This window comes from Pseudomonas lopnurensis (assembly GCF_015070855.1).
GTDB lineage: Bacteria > Pseudomonadota > Gammaproteobacteria > Pseudomonadales > Pseudomonadaceae > Stutzerimonas > Stutzerimonas lopnurensis.
Window position 1 is genome coordinate 360,795 of sequence record NZ_JADDIX010000077.1, and the last position, 26,054, is coordinate 386,848.

Below are 26,054 nucleotides of genomic sequence, written 5' to 3' on the forward strand. Positions count from 1 at the left end.
CAGGCAGTTTCATTACACTCCAGCCGAGTGCACTCGCCACTCAGGCGTCCCCTCACAACAACTTATCCAAGGTAATCGGCAAATCCCTCACCCGCTTCCCGGTCGCATTGTAGATCGCATTGGCCACGGCCGCCGCCACCCCGACGATACCGATCTCCCCTACCCCCTTCGACCCGAGCTCGTTGACCACGCTGTCGTGCTCTTCGACGAAGATCACCTCGATCCCGGGAATGTCGGCATTCACCGGGATGTGGTATTCGGCGAGGTTGTGGTTCATGTAGCGCCCCAGCCGGTGGTCGATCAGCGTCTCCTCCTGCAGGGCCTGGCCGATGCCCCAGACCACGCCGCCGACGATCTGGTTGCCGGCGGTCTTCGGGTTGACGATGCGCCCGGCGGCGATGGCGCTGACCACCCGGCTGACGTTCACCGTGCCCAGGTCTTCGTCCACCCGCACCTCGACGAACACCGCCGAGTGCGTCGCGGTCGCCCATTGCTGGCGCTGCTCGCCGGGTTCGACGTGCGCCTCGGACTCCAGCGCGCCGCTGACCTCGACGATCCGCTTCAGCTCCACCGCATGCTGCGTGGCCTTCAGGCACATCCGCCCGCCGATGAATTCCACCGCGTCCGGACTGGCGCCGGTGAACGGCGAGGCCGGCGACTGCTGCGCAGCGTCCAGCAGCTTCTGCCGCAGCCCTGCACAAGCCCGCTGCACCGCACTGCCGACGGATGACACCGTCGCCGAGCCGCCCTCCAGCGGCGCCTGCGGCAGGCTCGAATCGCCGAGGCGGAACTCCACATCCGCCATCGGCAGGCCCATCGCATCGGCCGCGATCTGGGTCATGGCGGTGTAGGTGCCGGTGCCAATGTCGGCGGTGGCGCTGGTCACCAGCAGCTTGCCGTCGGCATCGATACAGGCCCTGGCGCTGGCCGGCATCTGCATCGCTTCCCAGACGCCGGTGGCCATGCCCATGCCGATCAGCTCGTGGCCCTCGCGCAGGCTGCGCGGCTGTGCCGGGCGGCGTGACCAGCCGAAGCGCTCGGCGCCCTGCCGGTAGCAGGCGCGCAGTTCCTTGCTGGAATAGCGCTTGCCCTGGTTGCCGTTGATCTCGCTGTAGTTGCGCAGGCGCAGCTCCAGCGGATCGATGCCGACTTCATGGGCCAGCTCGTCCATCGCGCATTCCAGCGCATAGACGCCGATGGTCGCGCCCGGCGCGCGCATATCCAGCGGCGTGTAGACGTCCAGCGGCGCCAGCCGGTAGCCGAGGCGCACGTGGTCGCACGCATAGAGCATGCCCGACCACTCCACCTCGTGCTCGGTGAAATCCTCGAAGCGCGAGGTCTGGCCGATGGCCTGGTGTTCGACGGCCTGCAGCCGCCCTTCGCCATCGGCGGCCAGCTTCAGCTGCTGGATGCTGCGCGGGCGATAGCCGAAGGTGAACATCTGCTGGCGGGTCAGTTCGACGCGCACCGAGGCCTTGAGCGCGAGCGCGGCCATCACCGCCAGTGGCAGTTGATACTGCGGACGCAGGCCGGAGCCGAAGGCGCCGCCGACGAAGGGCGAGAGCACGCGGATCCTGTCCTGCAGACCGAACACCTGCTCCAGGTAGCGCTGGCAGTTCTGCACGCCCTGGGTCTTGTCGTGGATCAGCAGCTCGCCGCCCGGCTGGTACTGGACGATGGACGCGTGCGGCTCCATGGGATTGTGATGTTCCACCGGCGTGCCGTATTCGCCCTCGACCCGGTGCGCCGCCGCATTGAATGCCACCTCGAAATCGCCGCGCGGCGGCGGCACTTCGGCCGGCGCCGGGTGGGCCTGTTCGCGCACCGCCTGCAGATCGGTCTGGTGCGATTCGGCCGCGTACTCGACGTGCACCAGGCTCGCGGCATGCCGCGCCAGCGCCTGGGTCTCGGCGACGACCAATGCCAGCGGCTGGCCGCTGTAGAGCACACGGTCGTTGTACAACGGGCGGAACGGCGAGCCTTCGGCGGCGTCGGCGTCCTCGTAAGGCTCGTCGTAGCTGGCGATGGGCGGCCGGTTCAGGTGGCTCAGCACCAGATGCACGCCGGGCAGCGCCTCGGTGGCGGCACTGTCGATCCGCAGCACCCGGCCACGGGCGATGGCGCTGGACACCACCGCGCCGTAGAGCAGCCCCGGCACGTCGAACTCGGCGGCATAGCGTGCCTGGCCGCGGACCTTGAGCGGGCCGTCGACACGGTCCAGCGGCTGGCCGAGAGGCGATTGAGCCCTGTTCATCGGACGGTCCCTCCGGCGGCTTCGCTCAGCGCCCGCACGATCGCACGGCGGGCCAGTTCGATCTTGAAGGCATTGTCCGCCAGCGGCTGCGCGCCCTGCAGCAGGCGCTCGGCGGCGGTCGCGAAGCACTGCTGCTCGGCGCGCTTGCCGCACAGCAGCTCTTCGGCGGCCTCGATGCGCCAGGGTTTGTGCGCCACGCCCCCAAGGGCGATGCGCGCGCGGCGGATCGTCTTGCCGTCCAGCTCCAGCGCGGCGGCCACCGAGACCAGGGCGAAGGCATAGGAGGCGCGGTCGCGCAGCTTGAGGTAGGCGCAGTGGCTGGCGTAGCCCTCGCCCGGCAGTTCGATGCCGACGATCAGTTCGCCCGCGCCGAGGGTGTTGTCCCGCTCGGGATGCTCGCCGGGCAGGCGATGGAAATCCTCGATGGCGATGCGCCGCTGGCCGTGCGGGCCGTCGACGTGCACCTGCGCCTCCAGCGCGGCGAGCGCGACGCACATGTCCGACGGGTGCACGGCCACGCAGGCCGCGCTGGCGCCGAGAATCGCATGGATGCGGTTGCGCCCGTCGCGCGCCGGGCAGCCGGAGCCCGGCTCGCGCTTGTTGCACGGCGTGGCGGTGTCGTAGAAGTAGTAGCAACGGGTGCGCTGCAGCAGGTTGCCGCCGGTGCTGGCCATGTTGCGCAACTGCGGCGAGGCGCCGGCGAGAATCGCCTTGGCCAGCAGCGGGTAGCGCTGTTCGATCTGCGGGTGCCAGGCCAGGTCGGCGTTGCTCACCAGCGCGCCGATCATCAGCCCGCCACCGGCGGTTTCCTCGATGTCGTGCAGCGGCAGGCCGTTGATGTCGATCAGTCGGCGTGGCTGCAGTACGTTTTCCTTCATCAGGTCGAGCAGGTTGGTGCCGCCGGCGATGTAGCGGCTGTCCGCTCCGGCGAGGGCGATGGCCTGGTCGATGCTGTCCGGGCGCTGGTAGCTGAACGGCGTCATCGCGCGTCCTCCTGCTTCTGCCCGCGAACCGCTGGCAGTGCTTCCTCGATGGCGGCGAGGATGTTCGGGTAGGCGCCGCAGCGGCACAGGTTGCCGCTCATGTATTCGCGGATTTCCTCGCGGCTGTACCCGCATCGCTCGCTGGCCAGGCCGACGGCCGAGCAGATCTGCCCCGGCGTGCAGTAGCCGCACTGGAACGCATCATGCCTGACGAAGGCGGCCTGCATGGGGTGCAGCTCCGCGCCACGGGCCAGGCCTTCGATGGTGGTCAGCTCTGCACCGTCGTGCATCACCGCCAGGGTCAGGCAGCTGTTGATCCGCCTGCCGTTCAGCAGCACCGTGCAGGCGCCGCACTGGCCGTGGTCGCAGCCCTTCTTGGTGCCGCTCAGGCCGAGCGGGTCGCGCAGCAGATCGAGCAGGGTGGTCCAGGGTTGCACCTCGAGCCGACGGTGCTCGCCGTTCAGCACGAGGGTGATGGTGCAGGTGCCGATGGCACCCGCCGCGGAGGGGTTTTCGCTCATGGCAGCCTCACGGTTGGGCGTAGGGATGCGCTGTCCGTGCGTCTCTGGGTACGACTGACACGATCTTGAAAACGTTCAGCCTATGGCGAGGGATGGATGGGGGTAGCGCACCCACACCAGGCGATGGCGGATGGGCATGAATGCGGATGCCCCTTTGTACGCCACCGTAGGGAGCCCGCTTGCGGACGTTCGGCCGCAACGCCGATGATCGCCGGCAAGGACTCGGCGTCCCCCGGCTCCTACGGGCGCGGTGTGCACATGCGGCTTTCTCGGGGCCGCACCCCTGCCGCCTCCCACGAAAGCAGCACGCATCCGCCGGAGCCGTGGGAGGCGCGCCCTCGCGGCGATGCTTTTAGCTTCAGGCTTCAGGCTTCAGGCTTCAGGCTTCAGACGATCGTCCGGGTGATCGATATCCTGCAGCACGCCGGGGTCGTCCACCGCGAGCTCCAGCAGCGGCCGTTCGGCGAACAGCGCCTGCGCGCCCCGGTCGCCGTCGAGCTGCAGCAGCGCGTCGCGATACGCGCAGCCAATGCCGCGCGGATGGCCAGGGCGGCCCTGATGGACCGGCACGACCAGGCTGTCCGCGGCGATGGCGGCCGCGATGCGCCGTAGCGTGCTCGGTTGCACATAAGGCATGTCGCCCAGCGCCACCAACCAGCCGCGCGCGGCGGGGAAACACTCGACGGCCTGGGCGAGGCTATGGCCGAGGCCGTGGGTCCGCACCACCAACAGCTCGAAGGTTCCGGCATGCACACGCAGCCAGTCGCGCAGCGGATGATTGTCCTCGCGCACCACGATCACCCCCCGCTCGGCCACGCCCTGCAAGGCATCCAGCGTGGCCTGCAGCACCACCGGCGAAGGCGCCGCGGCGAGGCTGGGCGCGAGCAGCTTGTCGGCATCGTCGGTCTGGCGATAGCGGCTGCCCTGCCCCGCCGCCAGGACGATGGCGCAGATGCCCGCCGCCGCCACGGACTCAGGCACAGCACTGCCCCGGCAGGGCCTGGCGAGCCCGCGCGCCGTTCTTCAGCGCCACCACCTCGGCCATCAGCGAGAGAGCGATTTCCGCCGGGATGCGGCTACCGATGGGCAGGCCGATGGGGCCGTGCAGGCGCTGCACCTGGCTGTCGCTCAGCCCCAGCGCGAGCAGCCGCGCCTTGCGCTTGTCGCTGTTGGCCCGCGACCCCAGCGCGCCGACGTAGAAGGCCTGCGACTGCAAGGCGGTGAGCAGCGCCATGTCGTCCAGACGCGGGTCGTGGGTGAGCGCGACGATGGCGGTGTGCGCATCCGGCTCGATGGCCAGCACCGCATCGTCCGGCATGCCGGGAACGAAGCGCACGGCCGCCGCATCCCAGTCATGCCCATAGCCTTCGCGGGGGTCGCAGATCAGCACCTCGAACCCCAGGCCGTGAGCCAGCTCGGCGGTATAGCGCGACAGCTGGCCGGCACCGATCATCAGCAGGCGCCAGGCCGGGCCGAACGGCGCATGCAGGACCTGGCCATCGAAACACAGGCGCTCGTCGCGCCCCGCGGGCTGCAGCGTGACCTGCCCCGTGGCGAGCTCCAGGCGGCGCAGCAACCGTTCGTGGGCGGCGCAGCGGGTCAGCAGTTCGTCGAGCCAGTCGCCCGCGCGCAGCGGCTCTTGCAGCAGGCGCAGGGTACCGCCGCAGGGCAGGCCGAAGCGCGCGGATTCCTCCTGGGTCACGCCGTAGGTGATCAGCTCGCAACCGAGCGCCCGCGGCGCGGGCGCGGCGGCCCGGGCGAGCAGATCGTCCTCGACGCAGCCGCCGGAGACCGAGCCCTCGACCCGGCCGTCGCCACGCAGCGCCAAAAGCGAACCCACCGGGCGCGGCGCGCTGCCCCAAGTCTCCACCACCGTGTAGAGCAACACCGCATGCCCGTCACGCAGCCACTCGCGGGCGCGGCGCAGCACTGCCAGATCGACACTGTCCATCGTTCTCCTCGGGTACGCCCCTTGCGGCCGGGTTGGCCGGCATGCATCCAGTGACCGGCTCGGCGCCGCGTTAGTTCGACGCCGGCACCAGCATGGCACTGGCCACCTCGCGCCGCCTGCCCTTACCGGCGAGCCGTTCGACCAGGGTCAGGGCGAATTCCAGCGCAGTGGCCGGGCCCTGGCTGGTGATGCAATTGCCATCCACCACCACCGGCTGGTCGACGAAGGTGGCGCTGCTCAGGTGCTCGCTCATGCTCGGATAGCAGGTGACGCGGCGGCCCCTGAGCACGCCATAGGCGTGCAGGGCCATCGCCGGTGCCGCGCAGATCGCGGCGAATTCACGACCGGCGGCAGCCTGCTGGCGCACCCGCTCGGCCAGCGGTTCCAGCTCGCCCAGGGTTTTCGCCCCCGGCATGCCGCCGGGCAGCACGATCAGGTCGAAATCCTGCGCCAGCACGTCGAGCAGCATGGCGTCGGCGGTGATCCGCGTGCCACGCGCGCCGGTCAGCATGCGCCGCTCCTCGGCGCTGGCGACCACGACGTCGAATTCGGCGCGGCGCAACACATCGACCAGGGTCACCGTCTCCAGGTCTTCGGAACCGTCGGCCACCGGAATCAGGACACGTTTGCTCATGGGGCTTCTCCTGCTCAATGGAAATTCAACCGGACCGCCGGCCAGTGTAAGATGCGCGGCTTTTGCTACCGCCAACCTTATGGGCTTTGCTGTAGCGAGTCGCCCGACGCTGGCGGCCAGCCCCCACACTCATGACCGGCACGAGAGGATTGACCATGCTGGAAAAGCTGTTCCAACTCAAGGCGCACAACACCACGCTGCGCACCGAGATCCTGGCCGGTATCACCACCTTCCTGACGATGGCCTACATCCTCTTCGTCAACCCGAGCATCCTCGCCGAGACCGGCATGGATCACGGCGCGGTGTTCGTCGCCACCTGCCTGGCCGCGGCCATCGGCTCGGCGATCATGGGCCTGGTCGCCAACTACCCGATCGCCCTCGCCCCCGGCATGGGCCTCAACGCCTTCTTCACCTACACCGTGGTGCTGACCATGGGCTACACCTGGCAGACCGCGCTGGGTGCGGTATTCCTCTCCGGGGCGATCTTCTTCCTGCTGTCGATCTTCAAGATCCGCGAGTGGATCATCCACAGCATCCCGCTGGCCCTGCGCGCCGGGATTGCCGCGGGCATCGGCCTGTTCCTGGCGATCATCGCGCTGAAGAACGCCGGCATCGTGGTCGACAACCCGGCGACCCTGGTCGGCCTCGGCGACCTCAGCGCCGGCGGCCCGCTGCTGGCCTGCCTGGGCTTCTTCCTGATCGCCGCGCTGGCCTACCGCAAGGTCACCGGCGCGGTGATGATCGGCATCCTGGTGGTCACCGGGCTGTCGATTCTGCTCGGCCTGTCGCAGCTCGACGACGTGGTCTCGATGCCGCCGTCGCTGGCGCCGACCTTCCTGCAACTGGACATCATGGGCGCGCTGGACATCGGCCTGATCAGCGTGATCTTCGCCTTCCTCTTCGTCGACCTGTTCGACACCTCCGGCACGCTGATCGGCGTCGCGCAGAAGGCCGAACTGCTGGACAAGGACGGCAAGCTGCCGCGCCTGGGCCGCGCCCTGCTGGCCGACAGCACCGCGACCATGGCCGGCGCCGCCCTGGGCACCTCGACCACCACCAGCTACATCGAATCCGCCGCCGGTACCGCGGCCGGTGGCCGCACCGGCCTGACGGCCTGCGTGGTCGCGCTGCTGTTCCTGCTCAGCCTGTTCTTCGCGCCGCTGGCCGGTGCCGTGCCGGCCTATGCCACCGCGCCGGCGCTGCTGTTCGTCGCCGTGCTGATGATGAGCAGCCTGGCCGGCATCGACTGGGACGACCTCACCGTCGCCGCGCCGGTAGTCGTCGCCGCGCTGGCCATGCCGCTGACCTTCTCCATCGCCAACGGCATCGCCTTCGGCTTCATCGCCTGGACCGCGATCAAGCTGCTGGCCGGCCGCTGGCGCGAGCTGAGCCCGGCGATGTGGGTGCTCTCGGCGCTGTTCGTGGTCAAGCTGGGCTGGTTCGCCGGCTGAAGGCAGCTGCAAGCTGCAAGCTGCAAGCTGCAAGAAAAAGCGTGGCGCACTCCGCGCCATCTGTCGTCATCTTCCGAGCCGTAGGGTGGATGACGTTTTTTTCATCCACCTTCTCGTGCAAACCGGTGGATGGATGAAGCGTCAGCTGCGCGCCCCGATCCACCCTACGATTCATCACCATTCCAAGAGTCTTCATGAGCCGCCCGCAATTCGACCCCTCCACCTACGACGCCCAACTCGCCGAGAAAGCCGCCCGGCTGGTGGAACTGCTGGCGCCGTTCGACGCCCCTGCGCCGGAAGTCTTCGACTCGCCGCGTGAGCACTACCGCCTGCGCACCGAGTTCCGCCTGTGGCGCGAAGATGGCCAGCGGCATTACGCGATGTTCGAGCAGGGCGACAAGCACAAGGCGATCCTGATCGACGACTTCCCCATCGCCAGCCGCCGGATCAACCAGCTCATGCCGCAGCTCAAAGCCGCCTGGCAGGCGTCCGAGGCGCTGAGCTTCAAGCTGTTCCAGGTGGAATTCCTTACCACCCTGGCCGGCGACGCGTTGATCACCCTGGCCTACCACCGTCCGCTGGATGGCGCCTGGCAGGCCGAAGCCGAACGCCTGGCGGCGAGCCTGGGCGTCAGCCTGGTCGGCCGTTCCAAGGGCAAGCGCATCGTCATCGGCCGCGATTACGTGGAGGAACAACTGATCGTCGCCGGCCGGACTTTCCGCTATCGCCAGCCGGAAGGCGCCTTCACCCAGCCCAACGGCGAGGTCTGCCAGAAGATGCTGAACTGGGCCTTCGACGCGCTCGGTGNCGACGACCTGCTCGAACTCTACTGCGGCAACGGCAATTTCACCCTGCCGCTGGCCACCCGCGTGCGCCGCGTGCTCGCCACCGAGATCAGCAAGACCTCGGTGAACGCCGCGCTGGCCAACATCGAAGGCAACGGCATCGACAACATCGAGCTGGTGCGCCTGTCCGCCGAGGAGCTGACCCAGGCGTTGAACGAGGTGCGGCCGTTCCGCCGCCTGGCCGGCATCGACCTGAAGCGCTACGACTTCGGCAGCGTCTTCGTCGACCCGCCGCGCGCCGGCATGGACCCGGACACCTGCGAACTGACCCGTCGCTTCGAGCGCATCCTGTACATCTCCTGCAATCCGGAAACCCTGGCGCAGAACATCGCCCAGCTCGCCGACAGCCATCGCATCGAGCGCTGCGCGCTGTTCGACCAGTTCCCCTACACCCACCACATGGAAGCCGGGGTGCTGCTGGTTCGCCGCTGAGGCAGCAGCGCACTCGCCAGCCTCGGCACGTCACTTGCTGCTCGGCGCTTCGCGGGCACGACCTGGCCGCGCGGGCGAGCGCGGCAACTTCAGATGACCGCATGGGGCGCCAGGCCGAGCCAGGCCTGTGCGGCCAGCGCTCGGCGCACTTGAGCCCTCAGCCCTCGCGGGGGCCGCGCTGGCCCTGCGGCGCAACGGGCGGTTCACCGTCGGCGGCAGCGCGCGCCAGCGTTCCTCCGGTTGCCGGCTCCTCCCGCTCACGATCCCCCGCGGTGTTGGCCAACAGGCTGCCGGTGGCCACCTGCAGATAGGCCTGCAGCTGGCGCAGCATCGACGCCGCGTTGTCGGCCTCCTCGATCCGCTGGGCGCTGGCATCGGCGCCGAGGCGATAGCGGTACAGCCGCGGCTCGAGGTCCTTGGGCTGTACCAGGATCTGCTCGCCGCGGATCATCGCCACGGTCTGGTCGCTGCCCGAGGGCTTGATGATGCCGAAGCCCGGGTCGCGTTCGTCCAGTGCCAGCAGGTCGCGTCCCCAGCACTGATGGCGCACCTCGCCACCGAGGCGGCCCATGATGGTCGGCACCACGTCGACCTGGGTACCCACCACATCGCGCCGGCTGCCGAACTGTTCGGTGATGCCCGGGGCGATCAGCAACAGCGGCACGTGGAAGCGGAACAGGTCCATCTCGGTGAGCTGCTCCGGCGCGCCGAAGCCATGGTCGCCGACCACCACGAACAGGGTGTCCTTGTACCAGGGCTGGCGCTTGGCCTGTTCGAAGAAGCGGCCCAGCGCCCAGTCGGAATAACGCATGGCGGTCAGGTGCGCATCCTGCGAGCCGTGGCCACTGACCGGCTGCACCGGCAGCGGGTCCGGCAGCGCATAGGGCGTGTGGTTGGACAACGTCTGCAGCAATGCATAGAAGGGTTCGTCCGGTGCCAGCGTGCCGAGTTCCTGCACGGCGCGGTCGAACATGTCCTGATCGGAGACGCCCCAGGTCGGGTCGGCCACCACCGGGTCGACGTAGTCGTTACGACCGACGAAACGGGTCATGCCCTGATTGCCGAAGAAGCCGGCCTGGTTGTCCCAGGCGAAATCGCCGTTGTAGACGTAGACGTCGTTGAACGCCCGGGCGCTGAGCAGCTGCGGCAGCCCGGAGAAGCGGTTGCCGCCCTCCGGTGACTGCATCAGGTACTCGAAGCCCGGCAGGTTAGGAAAACAGGCCATGCTGGCGAACATGCCCTGGTGGGTGTGGGTGCCGTTGGCGAAGAAGCGCTCGAACAGCAGGCCCTCGCCGGCCAGGCGGTCGAAGTTGGGCGTGATGCCGTCGCGGCTGCCCAGCGCACCGACATAGCGCCCGGCGAAGCTCTCCATCAGGATGACCACCACGTTGCGCACCGGCAGGCGACCGACCTCCGGCGACCGGTAGTCGCGGCGCACGGCGGCCAGCTCCGGGTCGGCCAGCTGGTCGTTGCCGGTCAGCAGCAACTCGCGGGTGACCGCCAGTGCCTCGTCCTCGGGCAGCACCGCCTTCCAGGCGTTGTCGCGATGATCGGAATAGCGGTTCTTCGCCGCCTCGTAGAGCGTCAACGCGGGGTTGAGACCGAGCTGGTTGATGAACACCGAATCGGTGGTGAAGGCATCGCCCCAGCGCAGCGGCGGGCCCTGACGCAGGGTGCCGCGAGCGGCGACCACGCTGATCAGTACCAGCACCAGCAACGTGGCGCCACGCCAGTGCCAGGCCAGCGGCGGACGAGTTGGCGAGCGGTGTGCCTGGCTGACGCCGCGTGGCCGGCAGCGACCGTCGAGCCAGCGGAGCAGCAGCGCCCAGACCAGCGTCAGCCCGCCCCAGACGCTCAACAGCGTGGCCACCGGAAAGCCGTGCCAGAGCATGCTCAACACGGTGGCCGGGTCCTCGCCGAGGTATTGGAAGACCAGCGCATTCAGCCGCTGATGAAATTCCTGATAGAAGTTCAGCTCGATCACGCCGAGCAGGATCGCCAGACTGGCGCAGGCGGTGAGCCAGATTCGCTGCAGCCTGCGCGCTGCCATTGCACGTGGGCTCAGCACCGCCAACGACAGCGGCACGAGGATGTAGACCAGCACGCGCAGGTCGAAGCGCAGGCCGTTGCCGAAGCCTTCGAGCAGGGTGGCCAGCGAGGCGTCACCGAGCAGCTCGCGGTTGAACAGCAGCAGCGCCAGGCGCAGCAGGGCCAACAGCGTCAGCAGTGCGAGCGCGCTGCCAGCCATGAACAGCAGGTGGTGGCGTAGTCCGGGCTGAACAGCCTGCGCGCGGGCAGTTGCGTCGGTCATGGGAAATTCCTGGGCAAATGGAAGGGATTCAGAGCAGGATCACCGCCCAGACCAGCGCAATCAGCGTCATGGTCAGCAGCTGCGCCGCGCTGCCCATGTCCTTGGCGCGCTTGGACAGCGGGTGCAGCTCCAGCGAAATGCGGTCGACGGTGGCCTCGATGGCCGAATTGAGCAGCTCGACGATGGGCGCCAGCAGCACCACGGCGATCAGCACGGCGCGCTCGACCCGGCTGACCTCGAGCAGAAATGCCAGCGGTATCAGCAGCAGGCAGAGCAGCAGCACCTGGCGGAACGCCGCTTCGCCGCGGTAGGCGGCCCGAAGGCCGGCCAGCGAATAGCCCCCGGCGAGCCACAGCCGCATCAAGCCGCTGCGACCCTTGAGCGCCGCGCCATCGGCCACTGCGCTGCCGCGTTCGGATGAGCATTCAGGCGACATCGCAGCGCACCTCGCGATAGCCGGCATGGGCGGTCAGCAGCCGTTGCCAGTCCGGCTCGCTCATGACCGCGCAATGACGCCTGAGCTGGCGCAGGTCATGCCGGGCCGCGGCGTGGCGGCGCAGCCGACGCCGGCTCTTTTCCAGATCGAGCAGGGCCACCTCGACCCGCGCCGCAACGTCTTGGCCATGAACCCTGAGGAAGATGTGCTTGGGGTAGCAGCAACCATGCTGCCAGCGCGCGTGGTGGATACGCCCGAGGGTGCGGCCGACCGCATCCAGCATGCGCGCCTGCACGGCGCTGCCGTAGTAGCCGGGCATGCCCTCACCGTACCAGTCCTCCAGGCTGACGAAGCCCTGCAGTTCCGTCGTCACCAGCAGCGCCTGCCACTGCCCGGCCTGCTGCCGGGTGCCGCAATAGACGATTTCGGGCACCCGCACGCCGAGATCACTCATGGCCTGCAGCGCATGCCGCTCACGCAGCACCGTAGGGCGACCGAACGGGTGCAGCAGCGAGCGATACAGGTGGCCGATCTGGCGTTTGCAGTACAGCAATGGCTGCTGGGGGTCGCACAGCCGTATCCGTTGCACGCCGCTTTCACCGGCACGTCGCCGGTTGGGCTGCTCGACCCATTCGCCCTGGGTGTTCCACCAGCGCTGGAAGGTGCTGGTACGCGCTTCGCGGGCCGGCAGTACGAGGGATCGGCTCATGCTCAGCCCCGCTTGCGCAGCACGTAGACCCGCCACATGGCGTAGCCCGGGAGGAAGTCGCCGCGGTCGAGGATGTCGAAGCCGGCGGCGGTGAACTCCGCCTCGATCACCGAGCGGGCGACGACGAAGCGGTTCTGGTTGTCCCGGGCCGGGCGGCGGCGCTCCAGGCGCTTGCGCTTCCAGGCCTTGTAGTTGCCGTCGACCCACAGCGAGACGATCAGGGTGTCGCGGGTGACCCGGTGGAATTCGCGCAGCATCGCCAGGCGGTGCGCCGGGTCGGCGACGTGGTGCAGCAGGCGCATGCAGAAGATGCTGTCCACCGCGTTGTCACCCATGTCGATGGCGAACGCCGAGGTCTGGAAGGTTTCCACCCGCCTGACCACCTCCTGCGGCTGCGCCGCCTCGGCGATCGCCAGCATGTCGGCGGAATTGTCCGCGGCGAAGATCATCCGGCTCGGGTGCTCGGCCAGCAGCGGCCAGAAGCGTCCGGCGCCACAGGGCAGGTCGAGCACCAGGTCGGGGTCGCCGGCGATCTTCAGCGCGCGCCGTGCCAGTTGCTCGTCACGCCAGTGCGACAGCCGCCGGGCCAGGCCATGCTGGTGCTTGTGCAGGTATTCGTAGGCGTGCTCGCGGTCGTACTTGCGCGAGAACTCCAGTTCGATAGGGCTCGATGTCGTCATGGCGGGCGTTCCGGTTAGAAGCAGAACGCCAAACTAGCGAGGCGAAGATCAAGGCGCCGTCAAAAGGATGTGAAAAAAACGTCAAGAGGCGCCATCGCGCAGCCGCACCTGGAAACAGCTGCCCTGCGGTTGGCGCGCGGTCACGCCGACCTCCCAGCCCTGGTGCGCGCAGACCCGCTTGACCAGCGACAGCCCCAGTCCCAGCCCCTCGCCGCGCTGCTCGGCGCCGCGCACGAACGGCTGGAACATGCGTTCCTGCTCGGCCAGCGGGATGCCCACGCCGCTGTCCTCGACGCGGAAGCCGCCGCGGCTGAGGATCAGTCGCACCGTGCCGCTGTCGGTGTAGTGCAACGCGTTGCGCAACAGGTTGGACATCACCGTGCCGAGCAGCGTGTGGTTGTAGGCACCCTCGTCCTCGCCCTCCTGCAGCACCTCGAAGGTCAGGCCCTTTTCTGCCAGCAACGGCCCCCAGCGCTCGCTCTGCTCGGCCGCCACGCTTTTCAGACTGGCATCGCCGACGAACGACGCCTGCTCGGGCCGCGCCCGCGCCAGCAGCAGGAAGGTTTCCACCAGCTCGTGCATTTCCTGCGCGGCGCGCTGGATACGCGCCGTCTGCCGTTGTGCGCGCGGCGGCAGCTCGCCCTGTTCGAGCAGTTCGCAGGCGCCGAGCATCACCATCAGCGGCGTACGCAGCTCGTGACTGACGTCGGCGGTGAACAGCCGCTCGCGCTCCAGGGTCTGGCGCAGTTGGCCGAGGGTGCTGTCGAAGGCGGCAGCCAGGTGGCCCACCTCGTCATCGGGATACTGCAGTGCCAGCGGCGGCGCCAGCGGATGCAACTGGTCGCGATGGCGCACCTGGTTGGCCAGGCGGCTCACCGGCGCCATCACCCGGTTGGCCATCAGCCGCCCCAGCACCCAGGCACCGAGCACGCTGAGCAGAAAGCCGGCCAGCACCACGTTGAACAGCGCATTCTCGCGCGCTTCGAACTCGTGCTGGTCCTCCATCAGCACATAGCGCTCGCCGGCCACGTCGCGGACGAACACGTAGTAGGCCTCCTCGTCGCGCACCAGCTCGGTGAAGCCTGGCGCAAGCGCGGCGAAAACATCCGGCATGGCGTACTGCGGCAGGCCCGAGGCGAAGAAGCGCGTACTCGCATCCAGCCGTGGCGGCAGGCCGTGGGCGAGATCCTCGTCGAGCACCGAATCCATCTCGCGGCTCATCTCCTCGGTCACCAGCTGTGCTTCGATGAAGTACACCACCGCGACGATGCCGAGCGAGAACACGCCGCTGACCAGCAGCGTCATCAGGGTGAAGGCGATGACGATCCGTCGGGCGAAGGGCTGTTTAGCGAGCATCGCTTTCCTCCGCCAGGCGGAAGCCGACGCCGTGCACGGTTTGCAGCAGCGGCTTGGCGAAAGGTTTGTCCAGTGCCTGACGCAACTGATGGATATGGCTGCGCAGGGCATCGCTGTCCGGCAGGTGATCGCCCCAGAGCGCTTCTTCGAGCTGCTCGCGCCGTACCACCGCCGGGCTCCGCTGCATCAGCAGCGCCAGCAGCTTGTGGCCGATGGGATTGAGGCGGATCGGCTGGCCGGCGCGGGTGACTTCCAGGGTATCGAGGTCGTAGCGGAGGTCGGCGACCTGCAGCTGGCGTTTGCGCGAACCCTGGCAGCGCCGCAGGATCGCTTCGATACGCGCCACCAGCTCGGACAGGGCAAAGGGTTTGATCAGGTAATCGTCGGCACCGGCGCCCAGCCCCTGCAGGCGATCGGCCAGCGCATCGCGGGCGGTGAGCATGATGATCGGCGTGTCGCGCCGGGCATCTTCGCGCAGGCGTTTGCAGACCTGATAGCCGTCGATGCCCGGCAGCATGATGTCCAGCACGATCAGGTCGTATTCGTGGGTGGCGGCCAGATGCAGGCCGCTCAGGCCGTCCTGCGCGCAGTCGACCACGTAGCCCTTGAGTTCGAGGTAATCGAGCACGTTGGCCAGGATGTCACGGTTGTCTTCGATGACCAGGATGCGCATCGCACGGGTACTCACGACAGGTTTCGGAACGGCTGCGACAGACAGTACTGCGCCTGCGCGCGGGGCGGAACATAGCCGAAGCGATGTGAAAAAAACGTCGCCCTTGCCGCGCATCATTGCAGCCCCGCGGGCTTAAGACTGCCTTAAGTTTGTCGCCCAACAATCCGCCCCAGGCTCTTAACCGAGGTTCCCCGAATGGAACTCCCCTGGGTGGATCAAACTGACGTACTGGCACGCATCGGCCGCGAGCGACCGATGACCCTGCAACTGGCCCAAGCCGATCAAGGCGAGCGTCGTGCTGCGCTGGAAGCCTTCATCCATCAGCGTTTCGCCGAATACTACGGGGCGCGCGTGAAGCATTTCATGCCCTGCCTGCTCGGGCTGCACGCCGAAGACGGCACCGTACAGGGCGCCGTCGGCCTGCGCAGCGCCCAGCGCCGACCGCTGTTCCTCGAACGCTATCTCGACCAGCCGATCGAGCAGGCCGTCAGCCAGCGCCATGGGCGTACGGTGCCGCGCGAGGAGATCGTCGAGGTCGGCAACCTCGCCGCCTTTGGCAATGCCTCGGCGCGCCTGCTGATCGTCGCGCTGACCGATCTGCTGGTCGCCCAGGGCTTTCGCTGGGTGGTGTTCACCGGCACGCCGGCGCTGCTCAACAGCTTCCAGCGCCTGGCGCTGACGCCGCTGCCGCTGGGCCTGGCCGATCCGGCCCGGATGGGCGACGAGCTGGCCGACTGGGGCAGCTACTACGCCAGCCGCCCTCAGGTCATGGCCGGGGAGATCCTGCCGGGGCATCAGCACCTGCTGCAGCTTGGCGTCTACCCGCGGCTGGGCTACCAGGCGCTGTTCGATGCCGCGGAGGTGCCGCATGCAGCCTGCAGCTGAACGCTTCTGGGCGGCGCTCGAGCAGCACAGCGGCATCGCCCTGGCCGAAGGTGCGCGTCAGCTCAGCTACGCCGAGCTGCGCCGCGAAGTCGCCGCCCGCGCCAGCCTGCTGGAGACGCTCGGCGTGCAGCGCGTCGCCCTGGCGCTGGACAACGGTCTGGAATGGGCGCTGTGGGACCTGGCGCTGCTGCGCGCCGAACGGGTCTGCGTACCGCTGCCGGGCTTCTTTTCGCCGGCCCAGCAGGAGCACGTGCTGCAGCACGCCGGCATCGACTGCCTGATCGGCGCGACCAGCGCACTCAGCGAGCGCTGCGGCTTTCGCCAGACCGCTCGCGGACTGCTGCAACGCCAGCCGGGCGTCGTCACGCCGGTGCCAGCGGACACGCGCAAGATCACCTACACCTCCGGCACCACCGGCCAGCCCAAGGGCGTCTGCCTGGACGCCCGCGCGCAGCTGGCGGTGGCCGAGAGCCTGTGGCAGGCCAGCCTGTCCTGCGCCGTGCAGCAGCACCTGTGCGTGCTGCCGCTGGCGACCCTGCTGGAGAACATCGCCGGGCTCTACGCACCGCTGCTGGCCGGCGCCCGGATCGAACTGCGGCCGCTGGCCGAGATCGGCTTCAGCGGCGCCGCGGGCTTCGAGCTACCGCGCCTGCTCGCCACGCTGAACGAGAGCCGTCCGCACAGCCTGATCCTGCTGCCGCAACTGCTGCTGGCGCTGGTCAGCGCCGCCGAACAGGGCCTGCCGTTGCCCTCGTCGCTGCGCTTCGTCGCCGTCGGCGGTGGCCGGGTCGCGCCGCAGCTGCTGCAGCGCGCCGAACGCCTCGGCCTGCCGGTATTCGAGGGTTATGGCCTGTCCGAATGTGCCTCGGTGGTCTGCCTGAACACGCCCGAAGCGCGGCGCATCGGCACGGTCGGTCGGCCGCTGGCGCATGCCGAGCTGCGCCTGGCAGAGGATGGCGAGGTGCTGGTCAAAGGCCCGCACATGCTCGGTTATCTCGGCGAGCGAGCGCTGGCGGGCGACTGGCTGGCGAGCGGCGACCTGGGGCATTTCGAGGACGGTTTCCTGGTCCTGCACGGGCGCAAGAAGCACCAGTTCGTCACCGCCTACGGGCGCAACGTCAATCCCGAGTGGGTGGAAGCCGAGCTGGTCCAGCAGGCAGCCATCGCCCAGGCCTGGCTGCACGGCGAAGCCCTGCCGCAGAACGTTGCGGTGCTGGTGCCGCGGCGCGCCGACTGCAGCGATGCCGAACTGCAGGCCGCGGTGAGCCAGGTCAACGCCGGCCTGCCCGACTACGCCCGCGTGCACCACTGGTTGCGCGCCGGCCAACCGTTCCGACCCGACAACGGCCTGGCCACGGCCAACGGCCGCCTGCGCCGCAACGCCCTGCTCGGCCATTACCAGACCGCCATCAACGCCCTTCAGCCCTGACTTCGAGGCAACCCCATGGAATTCTTCGACCAGTTGCAACACCAGACCAGCAGCGAGCGCGAATATCTGCTGGCCGCACCGATCATTCATTCAGCGCTCGCCGGCAGCGCCACCCGCGCGCAGTACATCGCCTTCCTCACCCAGGCCTATCACCACGTCAAGCACACGGTGCCGCTGCTGATGGCCTGCGGCGCACGCCTGCCGGAGCGGCTGGAATGGCTGCGCGAGGCGATCGCCGAATACATCGAAGAGGAGATCGGCCACCAGGAGTGGATTCTCAACGACATCCGCGCCTGTGGCGGCGATGCCGAAGCGGTGCGCGACGGCCAGCCGGCGCTGCCCACCGAACTGATGGTCGCCTACGTCTACGACCGCATCGCGCGGCACAACCCGACGAGCTTCTTCGGCATGGTCAACGTGCTGGAAGGCACCAGCACCGCCCTGGCGACCCAGGCCGCCGGCGTGTTGCAGGACAGGCTCCAGCTGCCGGCCAGAGCCTTCAGCTACCTGACCTCCCATGGCAGCCTCGATCTCGAGCACATCGCGTTCTTCAAGACGCTGATGAACCGTCTCGACGACGACAGCGACAAGGCCGCCGTGGTGCACACCGCGCGGGTGGTCTATCGCCTCTACGGCGACATCTTCCGCAGCCTGACGGCCTGAGGGCACGACCATGCAACTCAATCGATGCCGAGCCCTGCTCACCGGCGCCAGTGGCGGAATCGGCCAGGTGCTGGTGGAGCGGCTCTGCCGGGACGGCGCACGACTGCTGCTGGTGGGACGCGACAGCCTCGCCCTGGACGACCTCGCCCAGCGCCATCCCGGCCAGGTCAGCCTGATCTGCGCCGACCTCACCCAGCGCAGCGGCCGGCAGACGGTGCTCGATGCCGCGCGCCGCTTCGGCGGGCTCAACTGCCTGATCAACGCCGCCGGGATCAACCAGTTCCGCCTGCTCGAACAGCAGGACGAAGACGCCATCGCCCGGCTGATCGACGTCAACGTCACCGCCACCCTGCAACTGACCCACCTGCTGCTGCCGCTGCTGCGCCAGCAACCGCAGGCCCTGCTGGTCAACCTCGGCTCGACCTTCGGCTCGATCGGCTATCCGGGTTTTGCCGCCTACTGCGCCAGCAAGTTCGCCTTGCGCGGCTTTTCCGAAGCGCTCCGCCGCGAACTGGCCGACAGCCACGTCAAGGTGCTCTACATCGCACCGCGAGCGACCCGCACGGCGATGAACAGCGCCCAGGTGGTGGCAATGAACGACGAATTGAAGGTGGACATGGACGACCCGCAGCAGGTCGCCGACGAGATCCTGCGGGCCATCGTCCGCGAGCGCGAAGAGCTCTATCTGGGCTGGCCGGAAAAGCTCTTCGTGCGCCTCAACGGCCTGCTGCCGCGGCTGGTCGACCAGGCGCTGCGCAGGCAGCTGCCGGTGATCAAGCGCTTCGCCGGTGCCGAATCGCCACCACCTGCCTCATCCACCCCCATGCCTGGAGAACACCCATGAAGCGCCTGTCCATTCTATGCTCCCTGCTGCTGGCCCTGGCCTGCCAGCCTTCCTTCGCCCTCAGCCCGGCTGGCGACGCCACGCTGCGCCAGATCCAGACGCGCTGGGCCGAGATCAACTACCAGTTGCCGACGGGACAGCGTGAAGCCGCCTTCGCCGGGCTCGCCGGCGAGGCGGAAAAGGCCGTGGCTAGCGAGCCGGACGCCGCCGAACTGCATACCTGGCATGGCATCGTGCTCAGCACCTGGGCCGGCGCCAAGGGCGGGCTCGGCGCGCTCGGCCTGGTCAAGCAGGCCAAGGCGGAACTGGAAAAAGCCATCGAACTCGACCCGCAGGCACTGGACGGCTCGGCCTACACCAGCCTCGCCAGCCTCTACTACCAGGTACCCGGCTGGCCGATCGGCTTCGGTGATGAGGACCAGGCCGAGGCGCTGTTCAAGCAGGCGCTGGCGCTGAACCCGGACGGCATCGATCCCAACTACTTTCACGGCGATTTCCTGCTGCGCCAGAAGCGCTACGGCGAGGCCCGCGCGGCGCTGGAGCGGGCCCTGGCCGCGCCCGCCCGACGCGGTCGCGAAATCGCCGATGCCGGGCGCCGCGACGAGGCCCGCGCGCTGCTCGCGCAGGTCAAGGAAAAGCTGGAATAACCGCAAGCGGCGGCGTTGAATGCACAGCAATGCCGCGAACCCTTCAGGACGACAGGAACAATATGCGCATTCTGCTGGTGGAAGACGATCGCGCCCTCGGCGAGGGCATCCGCACCGCGCTCAAGCCCGAGGGCTATACGGTCGACTGGCTGCAGGACGGCGCCAGCGCGCTGCACGCGCTGAGCCACGAGCGCTTCGAGCTGGCCATCCTCGACCTCGGCCTGCCGCGCCTGGACGGCCTGGACGTGCTCAAGCGCCTGCGTGCCGCGGCCAACCCGGTGCCGGTGCTGGTACTGACCGCCCGCGATGCGACCTCCGACCGCATCGCCGGGCTCGACGCCGGTGCCGACGACTACCTGGTCAAGCCGTTCGATGTCGCCGAACTCAAGGCCCGCCTGCGCGCCCTGCTGCGGCGCAGCTTCAATCGCCCGGAGCCGACCCTGGAATATCGCGGCATCCTGCTCGATCCGGCCAATCAGCAGGTCAGCTACCAGGGCACGCCGATCAACCTGCCGCGCAAGGAATTCGTCCTGCTCCACGAACTGCTCGCCCAGCCCGGCCGCGTGCTAACCCGCGATCGCCTGCAGCAGGTGCTCTACGGCTGGGACGAGGACGTCGAGAGCAATGCGCTGGAGGTGCACATCCACCACCTGCGCAAGAAGTTCTTTCCCGAGCTGATCCGCACCGTGCGGGGCGTCGGCTATCTGGTGGACAAATGCTGAAGCGCTCGATCCGCCAGCGCACCCTGGCGCTGCTGCTCGGCACCCTGCTGGTCTCGCTGAGCCTGATTTCCTGGCGCAGTTACCGCGATGCCCGCCACGAGATCGAGGAGCTGTTCGACGCGCAGCTGGCACACAGCGCGCGGCTGGTGCAGGGCCTGGTGATGCGAGAAATGGACCCGCAGGCGCGCGAGGCGCTGCAGCAGGCGCTGGACGCCGCGGTGAATGCGCGGCGCGACCAGGGCGTGCCGGGGCATGACTACGAAACCAAGCTGGGCTTTCAGGTGTACGCCGCAGACGGCAGTAGCGTGCTGCAATCGGCCGGCGCGCCGAATGGCGCGCTGCAGCAGTTGGCCGCGGGCTCGGCGTCGCCGTTCAGCCGCCTCGCCGGCGGCTATCACGAGGTGCTGCTCGACGGCCATGCCTGGCGCCTGTTCCTGCTGCACGACCGCGAGGACGCGCTGTGGATTCTGGTCAGCGAGCGCGGCGATGTGCGGGGCGAGCTGGTCGGCAAGATCGCCCGCCGCAGTCTGTTGCCCGACCTCATCGGCCTGCCACTGCTGGCGTTGCTGATCTGGCTGGCGGTGGGCTGGGGCCTGCGCCCGCTGGCGCGCATGGCGCAGCTGCTCAAGCGCCGCGACCCGGACAACCTCGCACCGCTGCTGCTGGCGCCCCTGCCGCAGGAACTGGAGCCGGTGGCGGCTTCGCTGAACCGCCTGCTGCAGCAGGTCAACCAGTTGGTCGAGCGCGAAAAGCGCTTCATCGCCGACGCCGCCCACGAGTTGCGCACACCTTTGGCGGTGCTGCGCATCCATGCGCAGAACGCCCAGCAGGCCGGCAGCGAGACCGACCGTGACGAAGCCCTCCGCCAACTGCTCGCCGGCGTCGACCGCACGACCCGGGTGGTCATCCAGCTGCTGACCCTGGCGCGCCTGGAGCCGAGCGCCCGGCGCCTGAGCCTGGCCGAGCTGGACCTGCTGCCGCTGTGCCGTGAAACCCTGGCCGAGCTGACCCCGCTGGCGCTGGCCCGCGGCCAGGAGCTGACACTGGATGCCGACGAGCAGGGCGATTTCCACCTCAGCGGCGATGCGGCAAGCCTGGCCACGCTGCTGCAGAACCTGGTCGGCAATGCCCTGCAGTACACGCCGGACGGCGGCCAGGTGCAGGTCAGCCTGCACGGCCTCGACGATGCGCTGCTGTTGCGGGTGGACGACAGCGGCCCGGGCGTGCCGACGGCGCAACGGGACAAGCTGTTCGAGCGCTTCTACCGTCAGGGCGACGGCCAGGGCGCCGGCCTGGGCCTGGCCATCGTCGCACGCATCGCCGAGCTGCATGGCGCCAGCATCGAACTGGCCGACTCGCCACTCGGTGGCCTGCAGGCCAGGGTGCGCCTGCCCCGCCAGCCGCAGTCGGTGCCCGGATAGGCAACGCCGCGTCGCGGCGGCGATCCGCAGAATCTGCTGACCGTAGGGTGGATGGCCGAAGCCATCCATCGACCAGCGCAAACGCCCCCGCCCCCCGCGACAGCCCGCCGCAGCCATGGCGGCCACTCGCTAAGGTTCGCTTAAGCCTGGCGCCCCAGACTGCCGACATTCCCCTACTCGGAGTGCGTGAAATGACTGCATCGAACCCGCTGATGCGCTATGGCCGCCTGAGCATCGCCCTGCACTGGCTGATGGTCCTGCTGATCGCCGGCGTCTACGCCACCATCGAACTGAAGGGCAATTTCGCCAAGGGCAGCGAGCCACGCGAATTGCTCAAGCAGTGGCACTTCATGCTCGGCCTGACGGTGTTCGCGCTGGTCTGGCTGCGCCTGCTCGCGCGCTGGCTACGGCCGGCGCCAAAGCCGGTCGCGGGCGCGACTTGGGAACATGTGCTGGCCAGCCTGATGCATCTGGCCCTGTACGCGCTGATGATCGGCCTGCCGCTGCTGGGTTGGCTGACCCTGAGCGCGGCGGGCAAGCCGATTCCCTTCTTCGGACTCGAGCTGCCGGCGCTGATCGGCGCCAACAAGGAGCTGGCCGGCCAGTTCAAGGAACTGCATGAAACGCTGGCGGTGGCCGGTTACTGGCTGATCGGCCTGCACGCGGCAGCAGCGCTGTTCCACCAGTACGTGCGCCGCGACGGCAGCTTGCTGCGGATGCTGCCGCACCGCCATCAGGCCTGACGCGCAGACACGGAAACGCCCGGCCGACTCAGCATCGACCGGGCGTTTTCGTGTCTCACGCGAGCAATTCGCTGAACGGCAGGTAATCCACCGGCTCCCCCTCGTCGAGGGTACGGTTGCTGTCGATGATGGCCAGGCCGTCGGCCCAGCTCGCCGAGGTCAGCATGGCCGAGCCCTGGCGCGGATGCAGGCACACGCGCATCTCGCCATCGGCCCGCTCCAGCCGTGCGCGCAGGTACTGGCGGCGGTTGTTGGTCTTGCGCCAGGCGAAGCCGGCCGGCAGGCGCAAGGGCCTGGGCAGGATCTCGCTGCAGCCCTGGGCACGCAGCAGGAACGGCCGCGCCACCACCAGCGAGGTGATCAGCGCCGCCGCCGGATTGCCCGGCAGACCGATCCACGGCTTGCCCGCCACCTCGCCGAACGCCAGCGGCTTGCCCGGCTGGATCGCCAGGCGCCAAAGGTGCAGTTCGCCGAGCTCGCGGATCGCCTGCTTGAGGTGGTCCTCCTCGCCCACCGACACGCCGCCGGAGGTGATCAGCAGGTCCCACTCGGAGGCGGCCAGGGCCAGGGCGTCGCGGCTGGCAGCCAGTTCGTCGACGAGGATTTCGTAGTCGTGCACCTCCAGGCCGAGGCTGCGCAGCACGCCGAGCAGGCAGTAGCGGTTGGAATTGTAGATCTGCCCCGGCGCCAGCGGCTGGCCCGGTTCGCGCAATTCATTGCCGCTGGAGAGCAGGCCGACGCGCAGGCGGCGGTAGACCGCGACGCGGGCGACGCCGAAGCTCGCCAGCAGGCCGATTTCCTGCGGCCGCAGGCGCTTGCCGGCCTGCAGCACCGGCGCACCGGCCTGCAGCTCCTCGCCCTGACGGCGCACATGGGCGCCGCGGGTGACCGCCGGCAGTTGCACGCGATCGCCGTCGAGCTGGCAGTCTTCCTGCGCCACCACGGTGTCGGCCCCCGGTGGCAGCGGCGCGCCGGTGAAGATGCGCACCGCATGACCGGCCGGCAGTTGCTGGTCGGCCGCATCACCGGCGGCGATCCGCCCGGCCAGCGGCAGCCAGCCGCCTTCGACCGGCAGGTCGGCGGCGCGCAGGGCGTAGCCGTCCATCGCGCTGTTGTCCCAGGCCGGCACCGGGAAGGGTGCGCTCAAGGGTTCTGCCAGCACGCGACCGAGCGCATCCGACAGCGCCACCTGTTCCACGGGCGGTAATGGCGGGACGCGGGCGAGCAGTTCGTCGATCGCCTCGTCCACTGGCCGCAGGCCCTTGCTGTCGCAACCACAGGCGCTCATGAGCGGCTCCCGCAGCAGACGCGCGGCTGCTCGCGCAGAGAGGCTTGCGGCTGTTCACGCAGAGAAGCTTGCGACCGTTCGCCGAGCGAGGCTTTCAGGTGGGCGACGAAGTTGCACGGGCCGGTACGGCTGTCGAGCTGCTCGCCGAGAATCTTCCGCCAGCCGGTGCGGCAGGCATTGGGCGAACCCGGCAGGCAGCACACCAGGGTGCCGTTGCTGATGCCGGCCAGGGCGCGCGACTGCAGCGCCGAAGTACCGATCTCGGCCAGCGAGACATGGCGGAACAGTTCGCCGAAGCCGTCGACCGGCTTGTCCAGCAGCGGCTGTACCGCCTGCGGGGTGTTGTCGCGGGCGGTGAAGCCGGTGCCGCCGGTGACCAACACCACCTGCACCGCCTCGTCGGCGATCCAGGCGCTGATCCGGGCGCGGATCTGCCAGATGTCGTCGACGACGATGGCACGATCGGCGAGCCGGTGGCCGGCTTCTTCGAGGTTGTCTACCAGCACTTGGCCCGAGGTATCGTTGGCCAGGGTGCGAGTATCGCTGACGGTCAGCACCGCGATATCGAGTGGCTGAAATTCACGCGTGGACAGATGAGCCATGGCTCGTAACTCCGTGGAAAATTCGTTGCAGGCTGAGCCTGCGGTGGACCAGGGAACAGACCCCTAATGTATTTCCTCACCCTAGCCGCTCCCTGCCGGGCTCGCCGCCGGCTGCGGCTACGGGTCGCAAACGTCATGACGCAGGCTGCCTCAACCGCCACTGGCATTCATGAAACGCAGTACCTGGACCTCGCCGCCGCTGGAGAATTCATGGCGCAGCGGTTTGCGCTGCAGCGCGGCGTGGATGGCGTCGATCACCGGCTGGTCGCTGGTCGGATGGCGGCGCAGCAGCGCACGCAGGTCGATGGAATGCTCGTGACCCAGGCACAGCAGCAGGCGCCCTTCCACCGTCAGCCGCAGGCGGTTGCAGGTGGCGCAGAAGTTGTGTGAATGCGGCGAGATGAAGCCGATGCGCGTCTGCGGATGCTCCGGCAGGCGCACGTAACGTGCCGGGCCGCCGCTCTGCTCGGCCGAATCGATCAGCGCATGGCGTTCGGCGATCAGCGCGCGCACCTCGTCGCTGGAGCAGAAACTCTCGCCGCGCGAACGACCGACGTCGCCCAGCGGCATTTCCTCGATGAAGCTCAGATCCAGCCCACCGGCGATGGCGAAGTCTACCAGGTCGGCGACCTCCTCGGCGTTGCGCCCTTTCATCACCACGGCATTGAGCTTGATCCGCTCGAAGCCGGCAGCGCGCGCCGCATCGATGCCGTCGAGCACCTGCTGCAGCTGGCCGGTGCGGGTGATGGCGTGGAATTTGGCGGCGTCCAGGCTATCCAGGCTGATGTTCAGCCGCTTGACCCCGGCGCGTGCCAGCGGCGCGGCAAGCTTGACCAGTTGCGAGCCGTTGGTGGTCATCACCAGCTCGCGCAGCCCCGGCAATGCGGCAATCCGTTCGCAGAGGCCGACGATGCCCTGGCGCACCAGCGGTTCGCCGCCGGTGAGACGGATCTTCTTCACGCCCAGGCCGACGAAGATCCGCGCGATGCGCTCCAGCTCCTCCAGGCCGAGCACCTGCTGGCGCGGCAGGAAGGTCATGTCCTCGGCCATGCAGTAGACGCAGCGAAAATCGCAGCGGTCGGTCACCGACATGCGCAGATAATCGATCTGGCGGTCGTGGGCATCGCGTAATTGAGTCATCGGTAAAACCTCTGAAGCTTCGTAGGGTGGATGACGTTTTTTTCATCCACCATGGCCCCGCTCGGTGGCGCGACCCGATGGGGGTGGCGCAAGTGCCGCTGCGTCCATCCACCTCCAACCCGCNNTGGTGGATGGGTGAAGCGTCATCCACCCTACGTAGAGCCAAGCCGCCGTCATTGCATCAGCCCGTAGGGTGGATGACGTTTTTTTCATCCACCAGGACCCCGTTCGGTGGCGCGACCCGATGGGGTGGCGCAAGTGCCGCTGCGCCCAGCCATTTCCAACCCGCAATGGTGGATGGGTGAAGCGTCATCCACCCTACGTAGAGCCAAGCCGCCGTCATTGCATCAGCCCGTAGGGTGGATGACGCTTTTTTCATCCACCAGGGCCCCGCTCGGTGGCGCGACCCGATGGGGGTGGCGCAAGTGCCGCTG

Annotated in this window: 25 protein-coding genes; 10 read left to right on the forward strand and 15 right to left on the reverse strand. The window is 68.6% G+C overall.

Going from position 1 to position 26,054, the window contains the following annotated elements; genetic code table 11:
* Positions 1-52: 52 nt before the first annotated feature.
* The 6 genes from IN820_RS16875 to IN820_RS16900 form a co-directional block, all read right to left on the reverse strand.
* The gene (locus tag IN820_RS16875) at positions 53-2,254 is read right to left on the reverse strand and encodes a xanthine dehydrogenase family protein molybdopterin-binding subunit (protein WP_193682073.1); all 2,202 of its coding nucleotides are present in this window, start codon (positions 2,252-2,254) and stop codon (positions 53-55) included.
* The gene (locus tag IN820_RS16880) at positions 2,251-3,237 is read right to left on the reverse strand and encodes an FAD binding domain-containing protein (RefSeq protein WP_193682074.1); all 987 of its coding nucleotides are present in this window, start codon (positions 3,235-3,237) and stop codon (positions 2,251-2,253) included. Before IN820_RS16880 ends, IN820_RS16875 begins: the two co-directional genes overlap by 4 nt.
* The gene (locus tag IN820_RS16885) at positions 3,234-3,758 is read right to left on the reverse strand and encodes a (2Fe-2S)-binding protein (RefSeq protein WP_193682075.1); all 525 of its coding nucleotides are present in this window, start codon (positions 3,756-3,758) and stop codon (positions 3,234-3,236) included. The genes IN820_RS16880 and IN820_RS16885 overlap by 4 nt, the downstream gene beginning before the upstream one ends.
* Before the next feature lie 372 nt (positions 3,759-4,130).
* A complete protein-coding gene (locus tag IN820_RS16890; protein ID WP_193682107.1) occupies positions 4,131-4,727 on the reverse strand; it encodes a nucleotidyltransferase family protein in 597 nt (198 codons plus the stop codon).
* A 4-nt stretch (positions 4,728-4,731) separates the two neighbouring features.
* A complete protein-coding gene (locus IN820_RS16895) occupies positions 4,732-5,709 on the reverse strand; it encodes an XdhC family protein (RefSeq protein WP_193682076.1) in 978 nt (325 codons plus the stop codon).
* 70 nt (positions 5,710-5,779) lie between these two features.
* Positions 5,780-6,343 carry a DJ-1 family glyoxalase III gene (locus IN820_RS16900; protein ID WP_193682077.1) on the reverse strand — a complete coding sequence of 188 codons (564 nt, stop codon included), beginning with the start codon at positions 6,341-6,343 and terminating at the stop codon, positions 5,780-5,782.
* Positions 6,344-6,498: 155 nt separating this feature from the next.
* Between IN820_RS16900 and IN820_RS16905 the strand changes: the two genes are divergently transcribed.
* Both IN820_RS16905 and trmA read left to right on the forward strand, forming a co-directional pair.
* Positions 6,499-7,794 (forward strand): NCS2 family permease, encoded by a 1,296-nt coding sequence (locus IN820_RS16905; RefSeq protein ID WP_193682078.1) that lies wholly within the window; start codon positions 6,499-6,501, stop codon positions 7,792-7,794.
* A 194-nt stretch (positions 7,795-7,988) separates the two neighbouring features.
* Positions 7,989-9,071, forward strand: a complete 1,083-nt coding sequence (gene trmA / locus IN820_RS16910; RefSeq protein ID WP_193682079.1) for a tRNA (uridine(54)-C5)-methyltransferase TrmA — start codon at positions 7,989-7,991, stop codon at positions 9,069-9,071.
* A 157-nt stretch (positions 9,072-9,228) separates the two neighbouring features.
* Here the strand turns inward: trmA and IN820_RS16915 are convergent, their stop codons facing one another.
* From IN820_RS16915 to IN820_RS16940, 6 genes are all read right to left on the reverse strand, one after another.
* Positions 9,229-11,382 carry an LTA synthase family protein gene (locus tag IN820_RS16915; RefSeq protein WP_193682080.1) on the reverse strand — a complete coding sequence of 718 codons (2,154 nt, stop codon included), beginning with the start codon at positions 11,380-11,382 and terminating at the stop codon, positions 9,229-9,231.
* Positions 11,383-11,410: 28 nt separating this feature from the next.
* A complete protein-coding gene (locus IN820_RS16920) occupies positions 11,411-11,818 on the reverse strand; it encodes a diacylglycerol kinase (protein ID WP_193682081.1) in 408 nt (135 codons plus the stop codon).
* Entirely contained in the window at positions 11,808-12,527 is a 720-nt protein-coding gene (locus IN820_RS16925) for a lipopolysaccharide kinase InaA family protein (RefSeq protein ID WP_193682082.1), read from the reverse strand. Before IN820_RS16925 ends, IN820_RS16920 begins: the two co-directional genes overlap by 11 nt.
* 2 nt (positions 12,528-12,529) lie before the next feature.
* Positions 12,530-13,207: a class I SAM-dependent methyltransferase gene (locus IN820_RS16930; RefSeq protein WP_193682083.1), complete on the reverse strand. Its 678-nt coding sequence runs from the start codon at positions 13,205-13,207 to the stop codon at positions 12,530-12,532.
* 81 nt (positions 13,208-13,288) lie between these two features.
* Complete coding sequence (locus IN820_RS16935; protein ID WP_193682084.1) at positions 13,289-14,563, reverse strand: sensor histidine kinase; 1,275 nt, start codon at positions 14,561-14,563, stop codon at positions 13,289-13,291.
* Positions 14,553-15,236 (reverse strand): response regulator transcription factor, encoded by a 684-nt coding sequence (locus tag IN820_RS16940; protein ID WP_193682108.1) that lies wholly within the window; start codon positions 15,234-15,236, stop codon positions 14,553-14,555. The genes IN820_RS16935 and IN820_RS16940 overlap by 11 nt, the downstream gene beginning before the upstream one ends.
* 195 nt (positions 15,237-15,431) lie before the next feature.
* On the opposite strand from IN820_RS16940, the gene IN820_RS16945 reads away from it, so the two are divergent.
* The 8 genes from IN820_RS16945 (at position 15,432) to IN820_RS16980 (ending at position 22,590) form a co-directional block, all read left to right on the forward strand.
* Entirely contained in the window at positions 15,432-16,121 is a 690-nt protein-coding gene (locus IN820_RS16945) for a thermostable hemolysin (protein WP_193682085.1), read from the forward strand.
* Positions 16,105-17,550 (forward strand): AMP-binding protein, encoded by a 1,446-nt coding sequence (locus tag IN820_RS16950; RefSeq protein WP_193682086.1) that lies wholly within the window; start codon positions 16,105-16,107, stop codon positions 17,548-17,550. The genes IN820_RS16945 and IN820_RS16950 overlap by 17 nt, the downstream gene beginning before the upstream one ends.
* Before the next feature lie 15 nt (positions 17,551-17,565).
* Positions 17,566-18,213, forward strand: a complete 648-nt coding sequence (locus IN820_RS16955; protein ID WP_193682087.1) for a TenA family transcriptional regulator — start codon at positions 17,566-17,568, stop codon at positions 18,211-18,213.
* A 10-nt stretch (positions 18,214-18,223) separates the two neighbouring features.
* Entirely contained in the window at positions 18,224-19,057 is an 834-nt protein-coding gene (locus tag IN820_RS16960) for an SDR family oxidoreductase (protein ID WP_193682088.1), read from the forward strand.
* Positions 19,054-19,704 carry a tetratricopeptide repeat protein gene (locus IN820_RS16965; RefSeq protein ID WP_193682089.1) on the forward strand — a complete coding sequence of 217 codons (651 nt, stop codon included), beginning with the start codon at positions 19,054-19,056 and terminating at the stop codon, positions 19,702-19,704. The genes IN820_RS16960 and IN820_RS16965 overlap by 4 nt, the downstream gene beginning before the upstream one ends.
* Before the next feature lie 62 nt (positions 19,705-19,766).
* Positions 19,767-20,426: a response regulator gene (locus tag IN820_RS16970; RefSeq protein ID WP_193682090.1), complete on the forward strand. Its 660-nt coding sequence runs from the start codon at positions 19,767-19,769 to the stop codon at positions 20,424-20,426.
* Positions 20,420-21,847 (forward strand): ATP-binding protein, encoded by a 1,428-nt coding sequence (locus IN820_RS16975; protein WP_193682091.1) that lies wholly within the window; start codon positions 20,420-20,422, stop codon positions 21,845-21,847. The genes IN820_RS16970 and IN820_RS16975 overlap by 7 nt, the downstream gene beginning before the upstream one ends.
* Before the next feature lie 191 nt (positions 21,848-22,038).
* Positions 22,039-22,590, forward strand: a complete 552-nt coding sequence (locus IN820_RS16980; protein ID WP_193682092.1) for a cytochrome b — start codon at positions 22,039-22,041, stop codon at positions 22,588-22,590.
* A 55-nt stretch (positions 22,591-22,645) separates the two neighbouring features.
* On the opposite strand, the gene IN820_RS16985 is transcribed toward IN820_RS16980, so the two are convergent.
* The 3 genes from IN820_RS16985 to moaA form a co-directional block, all read right to left on the reverse strand.
* Positions 22,646-23,878 carry a molybdopterin molybdotransferase MoeA gene (locus IN820_RS16985; protein ID WP_193682093.1) on the reverse strand — a complete coding sequence of 411 codons (1,233 nt, stop codon included), beginning with the start codon at positions 23,876-23,878 and terminating at the stop codon, positions 22,646-22,648.
* Positions 23,875-24,480, reverse strand: coding sequence for a molybdenum cofactor biosynthesis protein B (moaB, locus tag IN820_RS16990; RefSeq protein WP_193682094.1), 606 nt, complete (start codon positions 24,478-24,480; stop codon positions 23,875-23,877). Before moaB ends, IN820_RS16985 begins: the two co-directional genes overlap by 4 nt.
* Before the next feature lie 150 nt (positions 24,481-24,630).
* Positions 24,631-25,620, reverse strand: a complete 990-nt coding sequence (gene moaA, locus IN820_RS16995; RefSeq protein ID WP_193682095.1) for a GTP 3',8-cyclase MoaA — start codon at positions 25,618-25,620, stop codon at positions 24,631-24,633.
* Positions 25,621-26,054 lie beyond the last annotated feature (434 nt).

Bases quoted from the DNA above. Each gene is read 5' to 3' on its own strand.
- IN820_RS16875 (WP_193682073.1), bottom strand. From the start codon at position 2,254: ATGAACAGGGCTCAATCGCCTCTCGGCCAGCCGCTGGACCGTGTCGAC.
- IN820_RS16880 (WP_193682074.1), bottom strand. From the start codon at position 3,237: ATGACGCCGTTCAGCTACCAGCGCCCGGACAGCATCGACCAGGCCATC.
- IN820_RS16885 (WP_193682075.1), bottom strand. From the start codon at position 3,758: ATGAGCGAAAACCCCTCCGCGGCGGGTGCCATCGGCACCTGCACCATC.
- IN820_RS16895 (WP_193682076.1), bottom strand. From the start codon at position 5,709: ATGGACAGTGTCGATCTGGCAGTGCTGCGCCGCGCCCGCGAGTGGCTG.
- IN820_RS16900 (WP_193682077.1), bottom strand. From the start codon at position 6,343: ATGAGCAAACGTGTCCTGATTCCGGTGGCCGACGGTTCCGAAGACCTG.
- IN820_RS16905 (WP_193682078.1), top strand. From the start codon at position 6,499: ATGCTGGAAAAGCTGTTCCAACTCAAGGCGCACAACACCACGCTGCGC.
- IN820_RS16915 (WP_193682080.1), bottom strand. From the start codon at position 11,382: ATGACCGACGCAACTGCCCGCGCGCAGGCTGTTCAGCCCGGACTACGC.
- IN820_RS16920 (WP_193682081.1), bottom strand. From the start codon at position 11,818: ATGTCGCCTGAATGCTCATCCGAACGCGGCAGCGCAGTGGCCGATGGC.
- IN820_RS16925 (WP_193682082.1), bottom strand. From the start codon at position 12,527: ATGAGCCGATCCCTCGTACTGCCGGCCCGCGAAGCGCGTACCAGCACC.
- IN820_RS16930 (WP_193682083.1), bottom strand. From the start codon at position 13,207: ATGACGACATCGAGCCCTATCGAACTGGAGTTCTCGCGCAAGTACGAC.
- IN820_RS16935 (WP_193682084.1), bottom strand. From the start codon at position 14,563: ATGCTCGCTAAACAGCCCTTCGCCCGACGGATCGTCATCGCCTTCACC.
- IN820_RS16940 (WP_193682108.1), bottom strand. From the start codon at position 15,236: ATGCGCATCCTGGTCATCGAAGACAACCGTGACATCCTGGCCAACGTG.
- IN820_RS16945 (WP_193682085.1), top strand. From the start codon at position 15,432: ATGGAACTCCCCTGGGTGGATCAAACTGACGTACTGGCACGCATCGGC.
- IN820_RS16950 (WP_193682086.1), top strand. From the start codon at position 16,105: ATGCAGCCTGCAGCTGAACGCTTCTGGGCGGCGCTCGAGCAGCACAGC.
- IN820_RS16955 (WP_193682087.1), top strand. From the start codon at position 17,566: ATGGAATTCTTCGACCAGTTGCAACACCAGACCAGCAGCGAGCGCGAA.
- IN820_RS16960 (WP_193682088.1), top strand. From the start codon at position 18,224: ATGCAACTCAATCGATGCCGAGCCCTGCTCACCGGCGCCAGTGGCGGA.
- IN820_RS16965 (WP_193682089.1), top strand. From the start codon at position 19,054: ATGAAGCGCCTGTCCATTCTATGCTCCCTGCTGCTGGCCCTGGCCTGC.
- IN820_RS16970 (WP_193682090.1), top strand. From the start codon at position 19,767: ATGCGCATTCTGCTGGTGGAAGACGATCGCGCCCTCGGCGAGGGCATC.
- IN820_RS16975 (WP_193682091.1), top strand. From the start codon at position 20,420: ATGCTGAAGCGCTCGATCCGCCAGCGCACCCTGGCGCTGCTGCTCGGC.
- IN820_RS16980 (WP_193682092.1), top strand. From the start codon at position 22,039: ATGACTGCATCGAACCCGCTGATGCGCTATGGCCGCCTGAGCATCGCC.
- IN820_RS16985 (WP_193682093.1), bottom strand. From the start codon at position 23,878: ATGAGCGCCTGTGGTTGCGACAGCAAGGGCCTGCGGCCAGTGGACGAG.
- moaB (WP_193682094.1), bottom strand. From the start codon at position 24,480: ATGGCTCATCTGTCCACGCGTGAATTTCAGCCACTCGATATCGCGGTG.
- moaA (WP_193682095.1), bottom strand. From the start codon at position 25,620: ATGACTCAATTACGCGATGCCCACGACCGCCAGATCGATTATCTGCGC.